The sequence below is a fragment of the Robiginitalea sp. genome (assembly GCF_982776155.1).
This window is the reverse complement of the sequence record NZ_CEXZKX010000003.1, coordinates 51,821-73,148: the sequence shown is the minus strand read 5'-3', so window position 1 is coordinate 73,148 and position 21,328 is coordinate 51,821. Positions and strand designations below refer to the sequence as shown.

Annotated in this window: 15 protein-coding genes and 1 tRNA gene; 9 read left to right on the top strand and 7 right to left on the bottom strand. The window is 56.7% G+C overall.

All coding sequences use genetic code 11. From position 1 onward, the window contains the following. Positions 1-35 precede the first annotated feature (35 nt). Positions 36-599: a hypothetical protein gene (locus AC3DKS_RS06130; protein WP_272607610.1), complete on the top strand. Its 564-nt coding sequence runs from the start codon at positions 36-38 to the stop codon at positions 597-599. 17 nt (positions 600-616) lie between these two features. Continuing rightward, positions 617-1,198, top strand: coding sequence for a VIT1/CCC1 transporter family protein (locus AC3DKS_RS06125; RefSeq protein ID WP_272607611.1), 582 nt, complete (start codon positions 617-619; stop codon positions 1,196-1,198). Between the two features lie 38 nt (positions 1,199-1,236). On the opposite strand, the gene AC3DKS_RS06120 is transcribed toward AC3DKS_RS06125, so the two are convergent. Further along, positions 1,237-1,308, bottom strand: a tRNA-Gln gene (locus tag AC3DKS_RS06120). Positions 1,309-1,480: 172 nt separating this feature from the next. Between AC3DKS_RS06120 and AC3DKS_RS06115 the strand changes: the two genes are divergently transcribed. Continuing rightward, entirely contained in the window at positions 1,481-4,831 is a 3,351-nt protein-coding gene (locus AC3DKS_RS06115; protein WP_474731636.1) for a glycosyltransferase family 117 protein, read from the top strand. A 254-nt stretch (positions 4,832-5,085) separates the two neighbouring features. Here AC3DKS_RS06115 and AC3DKS_RS06110 read toward each other — a convergent pair whose 3' ends face one another. The 3 genes from AC3DKS_RS06110 to AC3DKS_RS06100 all read right to left on the bottom strand — a co-directional run bounded on the left by AC3DKS_RS06110 (position 5,086) and on the right by AC3DKS_RS06100 (position 7,483). Beyond that, positions 5,086-5,382: a thioredoxin family protein gene (locus AC3DKS_RS06110; protein WP_012813676.1), complete on the bottom strand. Its 297-nt coding sequence runs from the start codon at positions 5,380-5,382 to the stop codon at positions 5,086-5,088. A gap of 91 nt (positions 5,383-5,473) precedes the next feature. Beyond that, complete coding sequence (locus tag AC3DKS_RS06105) at positions 5,474-6,703, bottom strand: metallophosphoesterase (protein ID WP_012813677.1); 1,230 nt, start codon at positions 6,701-6,703, stop codon at positions 5,474-5,476. A 39-nt stretch (positions 6,704-6,742) separates the two neighbouring features. Continuing rightward, positions 6,743-7,483: a copper homeostasis protein CutC gene (locus AC3DKS_RS06100; protein ID WP_420592521.1), complete on the bottom strand. Its 741-nt coding sequence runs from the start codon at positions 7,481-7,483 to the stop codon at positions 6,743-6,745. A 41-nt stretch (positions 7,484-7,524) separates the two neighbouring features. Here AC3DKS_RS06100 and AC3DKS_RS06095 point away from each other — a divergent pair, with 41 nt between their 5' ends. Together AC3DKS_RS06095 and polA are read left to right on the top strand one after the other, a co-directional pair. Further along, positions 7,525-8,526, top strand: a complete 1,002-nt coding sequence (locus AC3DKS_RS06095; protein WP_012813679.1) for an isoaspartyl peptidase/L-asparaginase family protein — start codon at positions 7,525-7,527, stop codon at positions 8,524-8,526. 39 nt (positions 8,527-8,565) lie between these two features. Continuing rightward, complete coding sequence (gene polA, locus AC3DKS_RS06090) at positions 8,566-11,394, top strand: DNA polymerase I (RefSeq protein WP_272607613.1); 2,829 nt, start codon at positions 8,566-8,568, stop codon at positions 11,392-11,394. 17 nt (positions 11,395-11,411) lie between these two features. Here the strand turns inward: polA and AC3DKS_RS06085 are convergent, their stop codons facing one another. The 3 genes from AC3DKS_RS06085 to AC3DKS_RS06075 form a co-directional block, all read right to left on the bottom strand. After that, a complete protein-coding gene (locus tag AC3DKS_RS06085; protein ID WP_474732055.1) occupies positions 11,412-13,856 on the bottom strand; it encodes a TonB-dependent receptor in 2,445 nt (814 codons plus the stop codon). Continuing rightward, positions 13,853-15,004 carry a DUF4249 domain-containing protein gene (locus tag AC3DKS_RS06080; RefSeq protein ID WP_012813682.1) on the bottom strand — a complete coding sequence of 384 codons (1,152 nt, stop codon included), beginning with the start codon at positions 15,002-15,004 and terminating at the stop codon, positions 13,853-13,855. Before AC3DKS_RS06080 ends, AC3DKS_RS06085 begins: the two co-directional genes overlap by 4 nt. 101 nt (positions 15,005-15,105) lie before the next feature. Then, positions 15,106-17,799, bottom strand: a complete 2,694-nt coding sequence (locus AC3DKS_RS06075) for a DUF5916 domain-containing protein (protein ID WP_474732052.1) — start codon at positions 17,797-17,799, stop codon at positions 15,106-15,108. A gap of 228 nt (positions 17,800-18,027) precedes the next feature. On the opposite strand from AC3DKS_RS06075, the gene rplM reads away from it, so the two are divergent. The 4 genes from rplM (at position 18,028) to tsf (ending at position 21,247) form a co-directional block, all read left to right on the top strand. Next, entirely contained in the window at positions 18,028-18,483 is a 456-nt protein-coding gene (gene rplM, locus AC3DKS_RS06070; protein WP_012813684.1) for a 50S ribosomal protein L13, read from the top strand. Continuing rightward, positions 18,483-18,869 (top strand): 30S ribosomal protein S9, encoded by a 387-nt coding sequence (rpsI, locus tag AC3DKS_RS06065; protein WP_012813685.1) that lies wholly within the window; start codon positions 18,483-18,485, stop codon positions 18,867-18,869. Before rplM ends, rpsI begins: the two co-directional genes overlap by 1 nt. A gap of 230 nt (positions 18,870-19,099) precedes the next feature. After that, positions 19,100-20,350, top strand: coding sequence for a 30S ribosomal protein S2 (gene rpsB / locus AC3DKS_RS06060; RefSeq protein WP_474732048.1), 1,251 nt, complete (start codon positions 19,100-19,102; stop codon positions 20,348-20,350). Positions 20,351-20,422: 72 nt separating this feature from the next. Continuing rightward, positions 20,423-21,247: a translation elongation factor Ts gene (gene tsf, locus AC3DKS_RS06055; RefSeq protein WP_012813687.1), complete on the top strand. Its 825-nt coding sequence runs from the start codon at positions 20,423-20,425 to the stop codon at positions 21,245-21,247. Positions 21,248-21,328 lie beyond the last annotated feature (81 nt).

Genomic DNA, 21,328 nt, shown 5'->3' with positions numbered 1-21,328 from the left:
GAATGACCTGCTTGTGCGTACATTTGCAGCAACTTATGACGCCAACCCGACTTTTTTTCGCCTTGCTGGCCCTCCTATGCCTGCCCCTCCCGGGTCTGGCGCAGCCGTCCGTATCCGCGGGGACGACCCCCGGTGTTGTCGCGGTTAAGACGGAGGAAACCGGGGATCTAACCAAGGTGGAAATCCCTGAACACATTGCGGCAATTGCGGATTCCCTGGCTGTTGTGAATGAAATTCACGGGAGTTACGTAGGGTTTTCGGGGGAAACCACCCGCCAATATGAAAATTTCATCCGGCTCTCCCAGCTGGCCTGCCCGGATGAACTCCTGTTGCTCACCTCCCATAAGAACGCCGTGGTGCGGGCGTACGCATTCTGGGCCCTGGCCCGGCAGCAGTACGAGGAGCTCGAACAGGTACTGCTGGAGCACGCGCGGGACGAAGCCCTGGTACGCGAAGTGCAGGGCGGGATGGTTACCCAGGTCCCGCTGATCGATTTTATGCAATGGGTGGTGGACCCGGAACTGCTGGATACAGAATCCAAAAAACTGGATACGGATGTCTTCCGGCAAGTCAGTGAAATCCGGTTTTCGGACCGATGACTCCGAGAAACCGCCGTATGGAACCCTCCTTTCTCAAAAAATACGAAGCCTACCTCAGCGAATTTGTCTATGGCGGCATGGACGGGTGTGTAACGACCTTTGCCGTGGTTGCCGGTTCGGTAGGTGCCAGCCTGGACAGCGCCGTGATCATTATCCTGGGCTTTGCCAACCTGATCGCAGACGGGTTTGCCATGTCGGTAGGCGCCTACCTCTCGCATAATACGGCGCGGGATAACCGGCTGAAACTCCGCGGGGCCCAAAAATCCGGGGCCGATGCGGTCCCGGAGGCATCTTTGGAGCCCGCTTCCGGGAAATCGGCCATCCGGATCGGGGCCGTAACTTTTGGCTCCTTTCTGGCAATCGGCCTGGTGCCGCTGCTCGTGTATGTAGTGGATTACCTGTACCCGCTGGAGGTGAACCAATTCCTGGTGGCTTGTATCCTGACCGGTTTCGGCTTCCTTTTTATCGGCCTGCTCAAGGCCTATGTGAACCGTACCCCGATGCTACGGGCCGTGGTGGAGGTCCTGGCCCTGGGCGCTGCTGCCGCAGTGGTGGCTTACTACGTGGGGGACTTACTGGAGCGGGTGATATCCGGTTGAAAATAAAAAACCCCGGGGGTATCCCGGGGTTTTGAGCGTTGGCCTACTAGGACTCGAACCTAGAATGACTGAACCAAAATCAGTAGTGTTGCCAATTACACCATAGGCCAGTGCCATAAGAGGCTGCAAATTTAAAACAAACTTTGTTTACGCCAAACAAATTTTTCCATAAATAGCGATTCCGAACAGGGGTCCCGACGCTGTTAAAGCTTTACCAAAAATACCCGGGGAAGTGGGGGTTATTTACTAAATTCGCCCCAACCCTTTTAAAAGGAACGCTTCATGTTTGCCAAAAACTTCGATAAGTGGGACACCCTCCTCGGGTGGTTTGTTTTTTTAGTAGCTCTTGTAATCTACGGAATTACCACAGAACCCACGGGGAGCTTCTGGGATGCAGGGGAGTACATTTCCACCTCGGCAAAACTGCAGGTGGCCCACCCGCCGGGGGCCCCATTTATGCAGATGATGGGGGCGTTTTTTGCCATGTTCGCCCCGGGGCCCGAAAACGTGGCATTTCTGGTAAACATGATGTCCGGGGTTTCCTCCGCATTTGCCCTGCTGTTTATGTTCTGGACCATCACGAACCTGGGGCGCAAACTCACAGGTTGGAACCAATCGGCTACGGATGCGAAAGGGATGGCCATTCTCGGGGCCGCCCTGGTGGGCTGCCTGTCGCTGGCCTTTTCGGATAGTTTCTGGTTCAATGCGGTGGAAACCGAGGTATACGCCATGGCGAGCCTGGTCATGTCCCTGCTGTTCTGGTTGGGCCTGAAGTGGACGGACAATATGGACAACCCGAGGGGCAACCGCTACCTGGTACTGATCGCCTTTGTAACGGGGCTTACTTTCGGGATACAGTTTATGGGGTTTCTGGCCATCCCCTCCATCGGCCTGCTCTATTTCTTCAAACGCATTGGCGATGCCATCACCCCCTGGAAGTTTATCCTGGCCAACGTGGCCGTGGTAGCCGTGCTGATGCTCGTCTACAAATTCTCGCTCACCTACGTTTTGGTGCTCTTTGGATGGAGCGAGGTGTTCTTTATCAACGAGGTGGGCCTGCCCTTTAACTCGGGGACGATCATCATGGGGCTGCTTTTTGCAGGCGCCTTTTACTACGGGCTGCGCTACACGCGGAAAAACAATTATATCAAGGCGAATACGGTGGTGCTCTGCGGCCTGTTTATGTTTATCGGCTTTTCCTCCTGGCTCATGCTGCCCATCCGCGCCAATGCCAACGTGGTGATCAACGAGAACAACCCGGCAGACGCCCGGGCGCTGCTGGCCTATTACAACCGGGAACAATACCCGGGGGTGGACAGCCCCATCTACGGCACCTATTATTCGGACCGCTTTGCCCCGGCCGGGGAAAACCGGGATGACGAACCCAAATACGAACAGAACCACGAACTCGGCAAGTACGAGATCGTCAACTATTACAAGGAAGCCCTGCCCGGGCCAAACCCGGAACACGTGGGCCTGCTCCCCCGGATGTGGAGCGACCAGCACGCGGAGAACTACATGCGGTACTTCGGCCCCCTGGAGTTCAGCCTTACCGAAAACAACGCCGAATTGCGGCAGGCGGCCAACCAGCTCCGACAGGGCCTGGCCTCCGGAGAAATCGACGAAGGGCAGTACATCGGGTTCCTCAGCAGGTTCGGGGACTACCTCAAGGTGCATCCGCCCAGTTTCGGCCAGAACCTGGACTATATGGTGCGCTTCCAGTTCGGCTATATGTACTGGCGCTATTTCATGTGGAATTTTGTCGGGAAACAGGACGACAAGCAGGGCCGCTACAATGGCAATGGCGAATGGCTGAGCGGGATCGGGTTTATCGACGCGCTCCGGCTGGGCAGCCAGGAGAACCTGCCACAGGACAAACTGGACAACAAGGGTCGGAATACCTACTACTTCCTCCCGCTGCTGCTCGGGATCATCGGCCTGGTATTCCAGCTTTCGCGCAATCCGAGGCAATTCTGGGTACTCCTGGTCTTCTTCCTTTTTACCGGCATCGCGATACAGTTCTATACGAACCCCTACATTTTCCAACCCCGGGAGCGGGATTATTCGCTGGTGGGGTCGTTTTACGTTTTTGCCATCTGGATCGGGCTGGGCGTACTGGCCCTGTTTGAAGAATTCAAGCGCTGGGTGAAACCGAAAATCTGGGCGCCGGCCGTTACCGCCATCTGCCTGCTGGCCGTACCGCTGTTGATGGCGGCCCAAAACTGGGACGACCACGACCGCTCCGGCCGCTACACCGCCAAATCCACGGCCATGGCCTACCTGGACAGTTGCCAGGAAGATGCGGGGGCCATGCTCTTCACCATCGGGGACAACGATACCTTCCCGCTGTGGTATGTGCAGGAAATCGAAAAGTACCGCACGGACGTCCGCATTATTTGTACAAGCCTGTTTGCCACGGACTGGTACGTGGACCAGATGAAGCGAAAGGCCTACGAAAGCGACCCGATCCCCTCCCAGCTCACGCACAACCTCTACCGCTACGGGAACCGGGATGTGATCTACCACCAGCAGCTTACGGAAAACCGGTGGGACATTAAGGATTTCATGAACTGGATTGCCAGCGACCGGCCGGAAACCAAACTGCGCTCCTACCTGCAGCGCATCGGCGCGGATACTTCGGAATACCCCGAAAGCACCCTGGAAACCGTCTTCTACCCCACCAATAAAATCCGGGTGCCCGTAAACAAGGAAAACGTCCTGGCTTCGGGCCTGGTCAAGGAAAAGGACTCCGCGCTGATCGTGGACTACATCGACATCGACCTGCCGGGAGTACTGCCCAAAAACCGGATATTGATGCTCGACATCCTCGCCAACAACGATTGGAAACGGCCGATTTATTTCTCTGGCGGCAGCTTTGACCAGGCGGAATACCTGTGGATGAAGGAATACCTGCAACTCGACGGGCTCGCCTATAAACTGGTGCCGATCCGGACCGGGAACCGCAACAGTTTTGAGCTGGGGCGCATCGATACGGACCTGATGTACGACGTGGCCATGAACTGGTACTGGGGGAATTCCGGCAGCGATGACATCTATCACGATGTACAGACGCGTTCCCAGGGGCTCTCTTTCCGGTCCAACCTGGCCCGGCTTATGGAGGAGCTGATCGCAGAGAACAAGATTGACAAAGCCCGCGACATCATCGACCTGGCCATGACCCACCTGCCGGTGGAACACTTTGAATTCTACACCTTTGTGGAGCCCTTCGTGGACGGGTATTACAAGGTGGGAGATACCGAGAAAGCCCGGGAGCTATACTACCAGCTAAAAGGCATTTACGTAGATCGCATCGACTATTACGCCGGGATCCCCCTGGACGAACAATACGAACGGGCAGAGGAAATCCTCTCGGACCTGGAGGCCTACAAGCGCCTGAACAATATCCTGATCGACAACAACGACCGGGAACTGGCCGAAAAGGAAACGCTTATTTTCAATGAGCAGATTGACCGGATTGCCTTTATGAACCGGGATAACCTGCTGGACCAGCTGCCCCCTGCCGACCCCGGTGAGATGGCCGACCCGGACCTGATAGACACGATGCCGGTTTCGGATACGACTATGGAAGACAATGTCCGCACGGAAGTACCGGCGGATAGTATTTCTAATTGATTTGAGGATTTGAGGATTTGAGGATTTGAAAATTTGGTTGAGGTAGTTCAATCCAGCCGAAGACATGCTATCCGAAACGCTTAAGACATACTACTTCATGTCATTAAACCTTTATGTCGGGAGTATGGGAGCTAGTCAATCTTCAAATCGACAAAACCTCATCTTGAAAGATTGCCCATCTTCAAATCGGCAAATTCTCCTATTGAAAGATTCCCAATCTTCAAATTGGCAAATCTTCAAATTTTCAAATCAAACTAAACGTATTCGTTGAGAATACCAATCAGCGTATTCGCATCCTGTTCGCCGCTTTGGCGCCAGACCATTTCCCCCTTTTTGTAGATCATCAGGGTGGGCAGGCCTTTGATGCGAAGTGCCTGGGAAAGTTCCTTGTTCTTGTCGACATCTATCTTGATGACTTTACCCTTGTCGCCCAGGGCGGCGGCCACGTCCCTCAAAACGGGGTGCATGGCGGTGGATTGCTCGTTCCATTCCGCGTAGAAATCCAGCAGTACCGGATGATTCTGATCGATGAGTTCACCGAATTTTGACATACAGATGGCATTGGGTTACCGCTCAAAAGTAAGAAATTTTGCCAAATGGGAATTGAAAGTGCCTGTTATTGAAGGGCGCAGGCCGTTAAATTCAAGTTAAACCGGTTTTTTTCAGCGTTATCACCGTAATCTCCGGCCAGATGCCCACCCGGCCCGGATACCCGAGGAAACCGAACCCCCTGTTCACATTGATGAACTGCCCAAGCTCTTCGTAAATGCCCGCCCAGTAGCGGTAGCGCCATTTCACCGGGCTCCATTTAACCAGGCCGGGAATCTCAATACCGAATTGCATGCCGTGGGTGTGGCCGCTCAGGGTCAGGTGGAAGTGCATCGGGTCGTGGATGACCTTGTCTTCCCAGTGGGAAGGGTCGTGGCTGAGCAAAATCTTGAAATCGTTTTCCCTTATACCCTGCGTGGCCTGCCGCAAATCGCCGGCTTTCTTGAACCCCCCGCGACCCCAGTTTTCCACGCCTACCAGGGCGATCCGGTCATCCCCCCGCTGCAGGTAACGGTGCTCGTTCAGCAGCAGGTCGAAGCCCATCTCCCGCTGCAGCGCCTTCAGGTCTTCCAGATTTTGGGCCTTGAGTTCCTCCGACTCCCATTCCACGTAATCCCCGTAATCGTGGTTCCCGAGGATGGAATATACCCCGTCGGGTGCTCGGAGCCGGGAAAACAGATCCTTCCAGGGATCCATTTCGGACGCTTTGTTATTCACCAGATCGCCCGTAAAGAATATCACATCGCTTTCCTGCTGGTTAATGAGGTCCACCCCGTAGGATATCCGGGGCCAGTTGTCGAAGCTGCCGCTGTGCACGTCGGAAATCTGCGTAATCCGGTAGCCGTGGAAAGCCAGCGGGAGGTCTTTGAATTCCAACTCGTACTTCAGCACCTTGAAGTTGTACTTCCCCCGATACATCCCGTAGAGCAGCGCCCCGAAAGGCAGGGAGGCCACCCCCAGTGCCAGCAGGCTCAAAAAGCGCCTCCGCCCCGGCAGGCTGAACTCGCCCTTCCCTCCCAGGACCTTGTGATAGCCCGCCACCAACACCCGGAAAATATCCTCTGAAAAGAGGAATATCATCGTGATCAGGTTAAAGGTCAGGACGGCCAGCAGGAAACCAAAGGCGTAGCTTTTTGGCCGGCTAAGCACCCGGCCCTCGGCCTCGCCCCAGGTAAACTGGTAGACAAAATTCCCGAGGACCAGAAGGGTGATGGCGATGTAGAGGTAATGGATCCAGGGCAGGCGTGTCCCCGAACGGAGGGCCTGCAAAGTATAGAGGCAAATCAGGAGATAAACAAGGATAAAAAGCAGCCAGCGGATCATTCGTTGCGTTTTTCAAATATACCGTTTTTTGGGCGGCTCCTAGCCCCCGTCGGCTATCGCTTTCAGGCTGTCCACGACCGCTTTCACCACCTCCGGGTCGGAGACCAGCGGCTTCGTTTCCCGAAGCAGTCCCGGGGCATTCATGGGCGGGCCCGGATAGGTTTCTCTCGCCGGACCCTTGCGGATGCCGGATAGGTGGACCGCCTCAAATCCCTTGCCGGCGAAGAGGCGGATATTCCCCGGGTGGATGCCGCCACCGGGCATCATCCGGATACGGCGCGCGCGTTTTTGAAGGGATTCGAGAAGCGGGAGGCCTTCCGGAGCCGAAAGGGCCTGGCCGCTGCTCAGGATGGTCTGTACGCCGAGCTCCTCCAGGGCTTCCAGGGCCGCATGGGGATCCGTGCTCCGGTCGAAGGCGCGGTGGAAGGTAAACCGGGCGTTCCCGGTTGCTCCGAGGAGTTCCCGGGTCCGGGCCACATCTACCCGCCCGTCCGGCTGCAGGCAACCGCTGACAATTCCCTCAAACCCCATCCCCACGCAATGGCGTATATCGCTTAACATGGCGCGGAACTCCGCGTGGGAATAATTAAAATCCCCGCTGCGGGGGCGGATCAGGACGTGGACGGGAATGGAAACCGCCTGCCGGACCTCCTCGAGGAGCCCTCGTGACGGGGTGATGCCGCCCACGGCCAACTCGCTGCAAAACTCCACCCGGTCGGCCCCTGCATCCTGGGCGGCACGGGCCGATTCCACCGAATTGGCGCAAACCTCAACAAGCATAAATACGTATCTTTAGGATCCTAAAATAACCGCTTCAAACCATGCACAGAAGAAAATTCCTAAAAAATTCCTCCCTGGGGTCAGCCGGCCTCATCGGCGCTGCGACCCTGGCGGGATGCCGGGATCATCCGGCCTCCCACGGAGAAGCCAACCTGGCAGGGACCCCTCCTGCACCGGGCCCTGTTGCCCTCTGCACCTGGGATTTCGGGAACGCCACGGAAAAAGCCTGGTCCGTGCTGAACGCGGGGGGCAATGCCCTGGATGCATCCGAAGCAGGCGTCCGGGTGGAGGAGGCCAATGCAGGGAACCAGACGGTGGGGCTGGGCGGGCGGCCGGATCGGGACGGTTTCGTGACCCTGGATGCGTGCATCATGGATGCCAACGGAAATTGCGGCTCGGTAATGGGCCTGGAAGGCTACGTCCACCCGGTATCCGTGGCCCGGAAAGTGATGGAGGAAACCCCCCACGTCATCCTGATCGGGGAAGGTGCGGCCCAGTTTGCCCGGGACCAGGGTTTCGAAAAGCGGGAGTTGCTCACGGAAGCTTCCCGCAGCGATTGGGAGGAGTGGAAAGAGACCGCGGAATATCAACCCATTATCAATATCGAGAACCACGACACCATCGGCATGCTCTGCATGGACTGGGCCGGGGATATTTGCGGCGCCTGTACCACCAGCGGCCTGGCCTTTAAAATGCGGGGGCGCGTCGGGGATTCCCCGGTCATCGGCGCCGGGCTGTACGTGGACAATGAGGTGGGCGGGGCCACCGCCACCGGCCTGGGCGAGGAGGTAATCCGGACTGTGGGGAGTTTTTTGATCGTCGAACTGATGCGCCAGGGAATGTCCCCCCAGCAGGCCTGCGAGGAAGGCGTTCGCCGCATCATGGCAAAGAACCGGGGACGCACCGATTTCCAAATCGGGTTTATCGCCCTGAACAAACAGGGGCAAACCGGCGCGTATTGCATTCACCCCGGCTTCAGTTACCGGCTTTACAACGGGGAAGGACACCGGAACATCCCGAGCGAAACCTACCTGAAATCCTGAGAATCTTAGTAGTTTTAAACCACCATAAAACCGCCATCCATGTCTGAGAAAAAACGCCTGTTCCTGCTCGATGCCTATGCTTTGATCTTCAGGGGGTACTACGCGCTGATCAAGAATCCCCGCATCAATTCCAAGGGCATGGATACCTCGGCGATCATGGGGTTCATGAATTCGCTTTTCGACGTGATCCGCCGCGAACAACCCGACCACCTGGCCGTATGTTTTGACAAGGACGGCAGTGCGGAGCGCACCGAACTCTTCCCGGAATACAAGGCAAACCGGGACGAAACCCCGGATGCCATACGGGTAGCCGTCCCCTGGATCCAGGATATTCTCAAGGCCATGCACATCCCCTGCATTGAACGCAGCGGCCTGGAAGCGGACGACATCATCGGCACCCTGGCCCGCCAGGCCGAGGCGCAGGGATACCAGGTCTATATGGTCACCCCGGATAAGGATTTCGGGCAACTGGTGACCGAAAACACCTTTATGTACCGCCCGGCGCGCATGGGGAACGGAATTGAGATCTGGGGCATTCCCGAGGTCCAGAAACGCTTTGGGGTGGAGCGTCCCGAACAGGTGATCGACTATTTGGGGATGATGGGGGATGCCAGCGACAACATCCCGGGGTTCCCGGGGGTCGGCGACAAGACCGCCAAGAAATTCATCGACCAGTTCGGATCCCTGGAAGGCCTGCTTGAAAACACGGAACAGCTCAAGGGGAAGATGAAAGAGCGGATCATCGAAAACGCGGAGCTCGGCAAACTCTCCAAGAAACTGGCCACCATTTGCGTGGATTGCGACGTCACCTTTGACGAAAAAGACTTTGAACTGAGTATGCCGGACAGCCAGAAAGTACAGGAGCTGTTTGAAGAACTGGAATTTCGCAGGCTCCGGGACCAATTCCTCAAACTCTTTTCAGGGGAGACCGAGAGCGGCCCGGCCGTTGGCACCACGGAAACGGCAAAAAAACAAAACCGCGAAGCGGGCAGCGGGCAGTTTTCCCTCTTTGAGGCGGACGCCAAGGGGGAGCAGGTGGAAGCCTATTCGGGCCGTAAGACCATCAAAGATGTATCCCACCTCTACCAGGCCGTGGGAGACGGCATGGAGCGGAAATTATTCCTGAAAAGCCTCATGGCGCAAAACCGCGTTTGTTTTGACACAGAGACCACCTCCCTGGACCCGCTTGAGGCGGAGCTCGTGGGGATTGCCTTTAGCTGGGAGGCCCATAAAGGATTTTACCTGCCCGTACCGGAAGGCCGGGAAGCCGCTGGGGAAGTCCTCGAAGAACTCCGGCCGTTCTTTGAGTCGGACACCATTGAAAAAGTGGGGCAGAACCTCAAGTACGACATCAAGGTGCTCAGCACCTATGGAATTCCGGTACGGGGGCCGCTATTCGACACGATGCTGGCGCATTACCTGATCAACCCGGATATGCGGCACAACATGGACGTGCTGGCCGAAACCTACCTGAATTACACCCCGGTCCCCATCAGCGACCTGATCGGCAAAAAAGGCAAGAACCAACTGAGCATGCGGGACGTCCCCCTGGAGGACCAGACCGAGTACGCCGTGGAGGATGCGGATATCACGCTCCAGCTCGCCCAGCTCTTTGGGCCGGAACTCCGGGAGGCCCAGACCGAAGAACTTTTCAAGGAAATCGAAATCCCGTTGTTGCGGGTGCTGGCCGACATGGAGCTCGAGGGCATCAACCTGGATACGGGTTTTCTGGAGAAACTCTCCGGGGAGCTCGAAAAGGATATCGAAGGCCTGGTGGGAAAGATCTACGAAGCAGCCGGGGAAGAATTCAACATCGGGTCGCCCAAACAACTCGGGGAAATCCTCTTCGATAAAATGAAGCTGGTGGACAAACCCAAGAAAACGCGGACCGGGCAATACTCCACCGCGGAAGACGTGCTTTCCGGCCTGGCCAAGGAGCACGAAATTGTACAGATGGTCCTGGACTACCGGGGCCTGACCAAACTCAAGAGCACCTATGTGGATGCCCTGCCACAGCAGGTGGCGCCGTCCACCGGCCGGGTGCATACAGACTACATGCAGACCGTGGCGGCTACCGGCCGGCTGAGCAGCAACAACCCGAACCTGCAGAATATCCCGATCCGCACCGAACGGGGCCGGCAAATCCGGAAAGCTTTTATCCCGCGCAGCCCGGAGTACCAATTACTGGCCGCAGATTACTCCCAGATCGAACTCCGGATCATCGCGGCCCTGAGCGAGGAGGACACGATGATTGAATCCTTCAAACGGGGCGAAGACATCCACGCAGCGACCGCCGCCCAGGTATTCCAGGTCCCCCTGGAAGAGGTGACCCGGGAGCAGCGGTCGAACGCCAAAACGGTTAATTTCGGGATCATCTACGGGGTGTCAGCCTTTGGGCTGAGCAACCAGACGAACCTCAGCCGCACCGAGGCCAAGGAATTGATCGACACGTATTACAAAACGTACCCGAAACTTCGGAACTATATCAGCGACCAGATCGATTTTGCCCGGGAGCACGGCTACGTACAGACCGTCCTGGGCCGCCGTCGCTACCTCAAGGACATCAATGGCAGCAACGCCGTGGTTCGGGGTGCTGCCGAGCGGAACGCCGTCAACGCCCCGATTCAGGGAAGCGCGGCCGACATTATCAAGATTGCGATGATCCGGATCTACCAAAAGCTGCGGGAAGGCAACTTCAAAACCCGGATGCTCCTGCAGGTCCACGACGAACTGGTCTTTGACTGCTACCGGGAAGAAGCCGATACGGTGAGCGCCCTGATCAAATCGGAGATGGAGAGCGCCTATGAACTCGCCGTCCCCCTGGTAGTGGATATGGGCTTCGGGGAAACCTGGCTGGAAGCGCATTAGGCGCGTGTCCCCCTATTTTAATCGAAGGAAAAATTGTAGGTAATCGCAAAGAGCGGGCTGTTCAGCACGGATAGTTCGTAGGCACCCAGCGGGCTTTCCAGGAAGATATCGCCGAATTCGCCCCCCTGGCGCTGGGAGTAGAACAGGTTAAAGGGGTTCCGCCGGCCGTACACGTTGTAAATGGTAAAGGTCCAGTCCCCCACCCAGCGGCGGTCCAGTTTTTTACCGTACCGGACCGTCCAGGAGAAATCCAGGCGGTGGTAGGGCCTCAGGCGGGCATTGTTCCGGTCCAGGAAAATCGGGATATCGATATCCTGGTATCTGAAGACGCTGTTCGGGGCTGAATAGGGCCGCCCGGACTGCAATGTAAAATTGAAACTCCAGGTGTTGTACAGGTCGCCCTCAAAGTTAACCGTGCTGTTGAATACATGGGGGCGGTCAAATTCCGAGGGGTACCAATCGTTGTCGTTGATCCGTTCGCGGAGCCCCGTGCCGTTACTGCGCAGGAAGCTCCTGGCGTAGGTATAGTTAAACCAGCCGTTGACCTTCCCCTCGGGTTTGCGGAAGCTGAGTTCCACCCCATAGGCTTTCCCGTCGGCCTGGATCACTTCCCGCTGCAGGTAGGGCTCCAGGAAAAAATCCGCGCCTGCCTTGTAGGTCAGGTTATTCCGGGACGCGCGGTAGTATCCCTCCAGGGAAATTTCCATCTCGTTGTCCGCGAGCCCCTGATAGATCCCCAGTCCGAAGGCATCGCTCTGTTGCGGGCCGATGAGCGGGTCGGAGGTCTTCCATCGGGAGGTGGGAAGCGGGGTGGTGGTATTGTACAGGTTTTGCAGGTACTGATTCAGCCGGGCGTAACTGGCCTTGACGGAGGTGAACTCCCCCAGGGAGTAATTCAGGCCCAGACGGGGTTCCAACCCATTGTATGTCTTGACTCCTGCCCCGTCCTCGAAGAATGTGGTGGCGATCAGGTTTCCTGTATCCGGGTCGAAGGCGGGCTGGGTAAACGGGCCCACCAATACAAAATGGTTGAGTCGCAACCCGGCGGAAAGCGACAGGTTTTCCAGGGGGGACCAGTTCAGGTTGGCGTAGGCCCCGAACTCATAGCTGTGCTCGGATTGCAGTTCCACCGGGTTGATGCTGTTGCCGGAACCCGGGTCCAGGCTGCCGGGTGCTATCCGGTACCGGGCTGCCTGCAAACCGGCATACCAGTCCAGTCCCTCGCCTACAAAGCGCTGGTATTCCGAGTTCAGGCTCAAATAGCGGATAGAGGAATTATACCGTATCTCATTGTCGCTTTCGGCTTCGGGGAAAATGTTTTCCGGCTGGTAATCCGAGGCTACCAGGATGTTGCGCAAGGTAGAGGAATCATCCAATACATGGGTCCATGCCAGGGTGCCGTTCAGGGTCCGGAACTTATACTGGTTGTTTGCGGCATTGATGTCCTGAATACGGGTAATCAGGTCCAGCTGGTAAAAATCCCAGGAATAAAACCCGGTCAGGGCCACCTGGTCGTTTTCCCCGGCCAGCCAGAGCAGTTTCATCGTGGCGTCGTGGAAGCGGGCCCGCGTGTTCTCCAGCCTTTCCGAAAATAAAGGCAGCAGAAAGTCCGTAAAACCGGCCCGCCCCCCGAGGGACAAATTCAGCTTGTCTTTGATCAGGGGGGTCTCAATGGCCAAACGCGAGGATACGAGGCCCACCCCCCCATTCAGCTTAAACTTCGATGGAAACGGATTGCGCGTCTTTACATCCAGGACGGAACTCGTCCGTCCGCCAAACCGCGCGGGAATGTTCGCCCGGTACAGGTCTACCTGGGAGATTACCTCCGGCGTGAATACGGAAAACAACCCGAACAGGTGGGTCGGGTTAAATACCGGGGCGTAGTCGTAGAGGATCAGGTTCTGGTCCAGGGACCCTCCGCGAACCGACAACCCGTTGCTGATTTCCCCGGCATTATTGACCCCCGGCAGGAGCGTCATGCCCCGCAACACGTCGAATTCCCCGGCGGCCATGGGAATCTTTTTGATTTCCTGCATCTCGAGTTCCAGGGCCCCCATCTGGGGCGATTCCAGGTTCTCGGCAATCCGTCGGGCCCGCAAAACCACTTCGGACAGCTCCTCGGCTTGCTCCTGCATCCGCACTACCAGGTCCACGGATTCGCGAAGGTCCACCTGCCGCTGTACCCCCTGGAAACCCAGGTAGAAGAATTCCACTGAATAACTCCCCTGTGGAAGGACCCTGGAATAGCGCCCGTCCCGGTCGGTTATCCCCCCGCAGCGGCATTCCCGGATGGCTACCTGTACCCCTTCCAGCGGGGCGTTTCCCGCCGCATCCAGCACCTGAACGGAGATGGTGGCTTCCCGCTGCTGGGCATTTACAGGCGCAAGGCAGAAGAGGAGCAGGAGAATGCACCCAAGGTGGCCCCTGAATTGGCTGCAGGTATGTCCGGCTGGCTTGTTCATTCCGGCCATCCTTCGGGTTCGACTGCCGTGCGGTAGGGTCCAGAAAGACAGGGGGCGCTGGAGGTAACGGGCGGGGGCACCGACCCGTATTCCTCGGCTTGTCCTACGATCCGATCTTCCAGTTGGGCTTCTTCCAGGCCAATCCGTTCGATAAAAACGTCCCGGGACACCTGGGCGGCTGCGGTAAACCGCCCCAGGACATACTCGTCCGGGTTGTCAGGGTTGTACAGGTTGCCCAGGAGGGCCGCTGGTAGCGGGGCGTTGAAGCCTGAGTTGTTGTCCACCAGGTCCTTCAGCGTCTTGTAATACCGGTAGGCATCCCGGCCCAGGGTATATTGCTGCAGTTTAACGAGGACGTTGCGCTTTTGGTACAGGAGGATATCGGCCACCGGCAGGCCCGTGGTGGTGGTCCCGTCGGAGAATTCATCCGAGTACACCTCCACCCGGTCGTTGTAGCGGATCTGCCAGCAGGCATCCTCGCAACTGTAGGTGTAGTATTCCTTCAGGGGCGGGCCCGGGCGATCCGGGTCCGGGGTAAAACACTCGCCGTCCCGGTAGACGGAATAATTGTAACAGATGTGGCAGTACACCAATTGCTCATAACTGCGGAACTGCCAGAAATAATAGTTTTCCTCCCCCGCAGGATCTGAAAAAGTTACCGAAAGCCGATGCCCGGGCACCTCCCGGTCGTAGTCTTCCGCAAATACGAGCTGCGGGTCGTAGGATACCGATACCTCCCGGATGGGCACAGGCGCTACAGGGCTCTCGGCTGTGGAAAAGTAACGGCGTCCGTCTGCCAGTTCAACCCGGAGTTGCCACTGCTCGCCGATTCGCACTGCAAAATCAGCCGGCGGCAGGTACCGGTCCCCGGATTCGAACAACACTACTTCACGGCCGTCCGGACTGCGGATAAACCGCACATCGGCCCCCTCCAGGAATTCATTCGTCTGCCGGCCAAAAGATTCCCCGGATTCAAAAACCTGGACATAGGAGGCGCCGGGGTCATTAGATGCAAAGGCATCGATATAGACAAGCCCCTCCCGGTAGCTGAATTCCGGGTCCACGGGATCCGTACATCCGGCCAGGCTCCAAAGCAGCAGGAAAATAACAGGGATTCCGCCGAGAATTCGCGGAAACAGGGTTGGCATTCAGTTAGGTTTGTTTGGACTAAAAATAAGGCTTAATGCATCTGCGGGATATGCGCCAAAAGTTAAAAAGAGTTAAATGTGTTGTTTTAACACGAAATGAATTACAGCGCAAACCGGTAAGTGGCCTTGAGCAGCAGGATATTGCGCGGTTGCGTTTCCCCGAAGATATTCGATTCCAGACTGCCCAGCAGGGCTGCGGCCGGGTCCCCGGAAGCGGTCAGGTCCTGGGACCAGACCAGGAACAATTCGGACCCGGGTACGTACTCCCACCGAAGTACCAGGTTGGACCGGAACTGTATAAAGGAAAAATCCGGGTCCCCGAAGGTGAAATCCACCCTCCCGTCCTGCGCCCGGTCTACGGAATACACCCCCTCCTCAAAGGTGATCTGCCCAGGGCCAAAGGGGGTAATCCGCTCGGCTATCTGCGGGGCCAGCGGGTTTGAAATATGTTTGAATTCCGAATAGCGGCCCCGGGATATAAAGGGTTGCCCCCAATACTGCAGGGTGAGGTTCGGGTTGATTGTATAATTGACCCGCAGCGACATGGACAGCGTGCGCTGCTCGATTGTGCCATTCAGGTATACCGGCTCTCCCCCGCTGACCAGGTTGTCGATATACTGGAGTTTGTCGTTGTTCAGCTCAAAGCCCGGGTAAGCGGAAATCCGCAGGGCGTTGAATGGCTGATAGGTAAACCCGCCTTCCACATAATAGTAATCCCGGGACCCGTCCAGGGCCTGCGAGCCGTTCTGGAAAATGTTAAACCGGAGCTTCTTCCTGCTGTCCGTATTGATACCATTCCAGAAACTGATGCTGGCGGATTGCCGGAGGCGCGGCCCGCCCCTCAGGGCGAAATTGTCGTATTGGAGTGGCCGGAAGGTGAGCCCGAGGTTCGTGAACCAGTTGCCCGCCCAATTCTGCCAACTGTTTGTGTTGAAAGCCACCAGGTTGTGGTTCCCCGCAAAATCCCAGGCGCTCCAGTGGTTGTAGTTAATCCCCACCCGCCGGAAGGTTTTATCCGGTTTCAGGGTTTGGTAGCCCACCCAGGTATAATGGCGGATGTCGTCCGCCTGCCGCTGAAAGCCGATATCGTTGAGTTCCAGTTCCGGGGAACGCCAGGTGGCCCCGCTCTCAAAACGCCAATGCCCGTTGCCCACCTTGCCCAACTGCAGGTTGCCCCCAGTTCCCGTCAGGGAAGTCCTGGCCGGGTCTACATCCACATGGTCCGCCCCCACGCGCTGGAACAAATGCGCAATGGATTCCTGCGTCCTGAGAATGGCGGCCTCGCTGCCGCTGACGTGGCTCCACACCAGACTGCCCCCCAGGTACCAGTCGCGGTTGTTCCACTGGTGCTTAAAATCCACCCCACCCGTATAGGCCGCCTCGTGCAACCATTCCAGGGTTTCCGGCAGGGCTTCCCGGTTGGTGGCCGTGACGATGGTGCCCACGTAGGTGTCCCCTTCGTTGAAATCCTTCTGGACCCGCCCCACCAGGTAATTGGTGAGGGGTTCCACTACCTCGCGCCGACGCTGCCCCGCATTGTCGATTACTGCAGACCGCCGCGCCGTCAGGCTCTCGAGCAGGCCCACAGACCAGCCGTCGCGTGTCTTGCCGCTGAATTTTGCCGCGCCGAGGATGGGCGTGGTGGCCGGCTGGTCCACGAATTCCCCGTCGGCCGTCTCGGGAAACCCCTGGGGGCTCCGTCCAATCCGGCGGGAATAGAACACATTGTCCGAGCCAAAGGTGTTGCCCGCCTGGGACGGGGACACCGGATAGTCAAAGATGTTTTTGTTCTCGATAAAAAACGGGCGCTGTTCGCGGAAAAAAATCTGGAAACCGTCCAGCGCAATAGCCGACGGATCGGCTTCCACCTGGCCAAAGTCCGGGTTGATGGTCAAGTCCAGGGTCAGGTCGTTGGTTATTCCAATCTTGGCATCCAGCCCCCCGGTAAGACCGGTTTCGCTCCCGTCTTCAAAGGGGTTGCCCGCCTGGGGATCAAACGTCTCGCTCCTGGCCACCGTGTAGGGTTGGATCTCCAACTGGTTTTGCGACTCGATATTCCTCAACCCCGTGAGCAGGCCGAATTCGCTGGTAAATCCCGGGGTGTCCACGGGGAGGCGCTGCCAGACAGACCGCTCTTCATCCCGGAAAAACCGGCGCATCACCTGCAGCCCCCATACCTGTTCCGGGGCCTCGCTGAACTTTAACTGACTCATGGGGATGCGCATCTCGGCGGTCCAGCCCGCTGCATCCGTCCGGGTCTTCACATACCAGATGGGGTTCCAGGTATCGTCTTCATTGTTTCCGTTGTTGGAGCCAAAAACATCCCCCTTGACCCCGGCTGCCGAAACGATAAATCCGAAACTGGTCCGCTTGTCGTGGTAACTGTCGATAAAGATCCCCACCCAGTCCCCGTCAAACCCGTCCCTCCGGGAGAGGCGTTTGACGATTTTATCCGGTTCGGTGTCAAAGGCCCGGATACCCACATAGAGGTTTTTGGCGTCGTAGAGGATTTTAAATTGGGTCTGCTGGGCCGGGGGCGTATTCTCGTCGGGACGCTGTTCGATAAAATCCCCGGCCCATTCCACCTGGTTCCATACCGTTTCGTCCAGAGTGCCGTCGATGACCGGGACGCTCTCCGCTCCGATTGCCGCCGTAATATAGTTGCGCCTGGGCACCTCATCGGCCGTAACGGCGCTGGCAGGGGGTTCGGGTTCCGGGATTTCGGCGGTATCCTGCCCCCGTGAAAGGGCGATAACCCCCAGCGTGCAGAGGAGGGCCGTGGAGAATCTGGTCATGGCTGTCAGTTGATTGATGTCTGAATAAAAGACCGGGGAAAACGACAACTGTTACAGGATTTAACCGTTATTTGCGTTCTTTTAACACATCGATCCGGCGCAGCCTGAAAAAGTTGCAGGGAGACAAAAAAATATTGCCGGACAGGCATTTGTAATTCAACTTATTAATCGTACATTTGCAGCCCGTTATTCGGGATTGAAGTGTTTAATGCATAAAAGAAATAAGTAGTGGATACATTAAGCTACAAAACCAAATCCGCCAATAAAAGCACCGTTCAGAAGGAGTGGTTGCTGGTGGATGCCGAGGGGCAGACCCTGGGAAGGCTCGCCTCCAAGGTGGCAAAAATCCTGAGGGGAAAGTACAAGCCGGACTTCACGCCCCACGTAGACTGCGGCGACAATGTCGTGGTGATCAACGCCGAAAAAGTTTCCCTTTCCGGAAATAAATGGGATGCCAAGGAATATATCCGTTATACGGGATATCCGGGCGGTCAGCGCGTACAGACTGCGCGCACGCTTCACGAGAAAAACCCGACTGCACTGGTCGAGAAAGCCGTTAAAGGCATGCTCCCGAAAAACCGGCTCGGCGCGGACCTGTTCCGCAACCTGCGGGTCTACGCCGGCGAGCAGCACGACCAGGAAGCCCAAAAACCCAGAGCAATCAATCTTAACGACCTTAGATAATGGAGGTGATTCATAAAATCGGCAGGAGGAAAACAGCCGTGGCACGGGTATATGTTTCCCAGGGCAATGGCTCCATCACTGTGAACAAAAAAGACCTGGCGGAATACTTCCCGACGGCAACACTTCAATACAAGGTGAAACAACCTTTCACCCTGACGGAAAACGAGAACAACTACGATGTAAGCGTCAACGTATTTGGCGGGGGCATCACCGGGCAGGCGGAAGCCGTGCGCCTGGCGCTTTCCCGCGCTTTGTGCGAGATTGACGAGGAACACCGGGCCACCCTGAAGCCGGAAGGCCTCCTGACCCGGGATCCGAGAATGGTGGAACGCAAGAAGTACGGTCAGAAAAAAGCCCGGAAGAAGTTCCAGTTCTCCAAACGTTAATATCCTGTATCCCCTGCCGCGCGCAGGGGGTACCCTTTATATATTTTCAATAACCCAAGTTCCTTGAAACGATCTCTTCGGAGAGACTAGTTACCCCCTGAACCGGAAATCCCGGGACAGGGACCCATTTAGTTTAGCATCTAAATGGCGGAGGCATGTGCCGGCCCCCCAGGGTCGGGACCACCACTCGGCCATTGCTCATTCAAAGAACGTAAACTAAGTTTTCAAAAATGGCTGTAAAAGCTGAAGTAAAAGACCTGTTAGAGGCTGGGGTGCATTTTGGCCACCTCACACGCAAGTGGAATCCCAACATGGCTCCCTATATCTACATGGAGCGCAACGGGATACACGTTATCAACCTGTACAAGACCGTCGCCAAGCTGGACGAAGCTGGCGAAGCCCTCAAAAAAATCGCCGCTTCCGGGCGCAAAATCCTTTTTGTCGCCACCAAGAAGCAGGCCAAGGACATCGTTGCCCAGAAGGTAGCCGAGGTGAATATGCCGTATATCACCGAGCGCTGGCCGGGCGGGATGCTGACAAACTTCGTCACCATCCGCAGGGCGGTGAAGAAGATGGCTTCCATCGACCGGATGAAAAAAGACGGAACCTTCAATACACTTTCCAAAAAAGAGCGCCTGCAGGTAGACCGGCTCCGCGCCAAGTTGGAAAAGAACCTCGGTTCCATCGCGGACATGACGCGCCTGCCCGGCGCCCTCTTCGTGGTGGACACCATGCGGGAGCACATCGCCGTGAAAGAGGCCCAGAAACTCAACATCCCCATCTTTGCCATGGTGGATACCAACTCGGACCCGCGCCCGATCGATTTTGTGATCCCGGCCAATGACGACGCCTCCAAATCCATCGAGGTGATCATGAGCCAGGTAACCCAATTCGTCGCCGACGGGCTTGCCGAGCGCAAATCCGAAAAATCCGCCGAGAAAGAAGGCAGGGATGCCGATACGGACGTGGTTGAAAAAGCCCCGGCTGTTGCCAAGACCGACAAGGCTCCGGCTCCGGCAAAGCAGACCAAGGAAATTGAGTCCGAACCGGTGGTAGAGCAGGAAAAGCCGGCTGAAAAACAGGTGAAGGCCGAGAATGCAGCCGAGCCCGAAACCGTAAAATCCGACTCCCCGGTTGAACAGCCGAAAGCTGCTGAAAAGGAGCAGAAAGAGGAGGAAAAAGCCCCGGCAAAGAAAGAAGCAGCCGCTGAAAAAGCAACCGATAGCAAAGCCGAGGACCTGACGAAAATCGAAGGTATCGGGCCGAAGGCTGCCGAAGCCCTGACCAAAGCGGGGGTAAGCACCTATTCCGCCCTGGCCGGGACCAAGCCGGATGCCATCAAGGAAATCCTTACGGAAGCAAGTTCGCGCATGGCGCACCTGGATCCGGAAAGCTGGCCGAAACAAGCCAAATTGGCCGCTGACGGCAAGTGGGAAGAACTTGCCGAGTGGCAGGAAAAAGCGAAAGGCGGGGTAGAGTAAAACCGCTTTAAGCCAGGAATATTTTATTTAACACAACGGGGGGATACCGTCCCCCTCAAATTCATAAAGAACATGGTTAAGATTACCGCCTCTGAGGTAAACAAATTGAGAAAATCTACCGGTGCAGGCATGATGGACTGTAAAAATGCGTTGGTGGAAGCCGAGGGAGACTTCGACAAAGCCATCGAAATCCTCCGTAAAAAAGGTCAGAAGGTGGCTGCCAAGCGCGCAGACCGCGATTCGTCCGAAGGAGCTGCCATCGCCAGGGTCAATGATTCAAACACCGAAGGTGTGATCGTTTCCCTGAACTGCGAGACCGACTTTGTGGCCAAAAACGATACGTTTGTATCCCTGGCGCAGAAGTTGGCCGAAATTGCCCTGGGACATGCCAGCAAAGAAGAGCTGCTGGCCGCAGATTTCGAAGGGATCAGCGTACAGGAAAAACTCATTGAGCAAACCGGCGTTATCGGCGAAAAAATTGAGATCGGCGACTTCCGCCGCCTCAGCGCTCCGTTTGTCGGGTCGTATATCCACGCGGGGAACAAGATTGCCACGCTTGTGGGCTTGTCTGCCGAAGTAGACGGCGCCTCCGAGGTAGCTAAAGACGTGGCCATGCAGGCTGCGGCTATGAACCCGGTTGCCCTGGACGAAAGCGGGGTGGACCAGGAGACCATCGACAAGGAAATCGAGATTGCCAAGGACCAACTCCGGGAGGAGGGCAAGCCGGAGGCGATGCTCGACAATATTGCCAAAGGCAAGCTCAAGCGTTTTTTCAAGGATAATACGCTGGTGAACCAGGCCTTTATCAAAGACGGTAAGATCAGTGTTGCCGAATATGTAAAATCGGCCGACAAGGACCTGAAGGTCACCGGTTTTGAGCGCGTTGCCCTTGGGTAAACCGCGCTGTATCCACAGTAAAAAAGCCTCCCCTGCCCGGGGAGGCTTTTTTTATGCCTCGTCGCAAATTCCGTCGGCCGG

Bases quoted from the DNA above. Each gene is read 5' to 3' on its own strand.
- AC3DKS_RS06110 (WP_012813676.1), bottom strand. From the start codon at position 5,382: ATGTCAAAATTCGGTGAACTCATCGATCAGAATCATCCGGTACTGCTG.
- rpsB (WP_474732048.1), top strand. From the start codon at position 19,100: ATGGCTGTAAAAGCTGAAGTAAAAGACCTGTTAGAGGCTGGGGTGCAT.
- AC3DKS_RS06130 (WP_272607610.1), top strand. From the start codon at position 36: ATGACGCCAACCCGACTTTTTTTCGCCTTGCTGGCCCTCCTATGCCTG.
- AC3DKS_RS06080 (WP_012813682.1), bottom strand. From the start codon at position 15,004: ATGCCAACCCTGTTTCCGCGAATTCTCGGCGGAATCCCTGTTATTTTC.
- AC3DKS_RS06100 (WP_420592521.1), bottom strand. From the start codon at position 7,483: ATGCTTGTTGAGGTTTGCGCCAATTCGGTGGAATCGGCCCGTGCCGCC.
- AC3DKS_RS06115 (WP_474731636.1), top strand. From the start codon at position 1,481: ATGTTTGCCAAAAACTTCGATAAGTGGGACACCCTCCTCGGGTGGTTT.
- AC3DKS_RS06095 (WP_012813679.1), top strand. From the start codon at position 7,525: ATGCACAGAAGAAAATTCCTAAAAAATTCCTCCCTGGGGTCAGCCGGC.
- AC3DKS_RS06075 (WP_474732052.1), bottom strand. From the start codon at position 17,799: ATGACCAGATTCTCCACGGCCCTCCTCTGCACGCTGGGGGTTATCGCC.
- polA (WP_272607613.1), top strand. From the start codon at position 8,566: ATGTCTGAGAAAAAACGCCTGTTCCTGCTCGATGCCTATGCTTTGATC.
- AC3DKS_RS06125 (WP_272607611.1), top strand. From the start codon at position 617: ATGGAACCCTCCTTTCTCAAAAAATACGAAGCCTACCTCAGCGAATTT.
- rpsI (WP_012813685.1), top strand. From the start codon at position 18,483: ATGGAGGTGATTCATAAAATCGGCAGGAGGAAAACAGCCGTGGCACGG.
- tsf (WP_012813687.1), top strand. From the start codon at position 20,423: ATGGTTAAGATTACCGCCTCTGAGGTAAACAAATTGAGAAAATCTACC.
- AC3DKS_RS06085 (WP_474732055.1), bottom strand. From the start codon at position 13,856: ATGAACAAGCCAGCCGGACATACCTGCAGCCAATTCAGGGGCCACCTT.
- AC3DKS_RS06105 (WP_012813677.1), bottom strand. From the start codon at position 6,703: ATGATCCGCTGGCTGCTTTTTATCCTTGTTTATCTCCTGATTTGCCTC.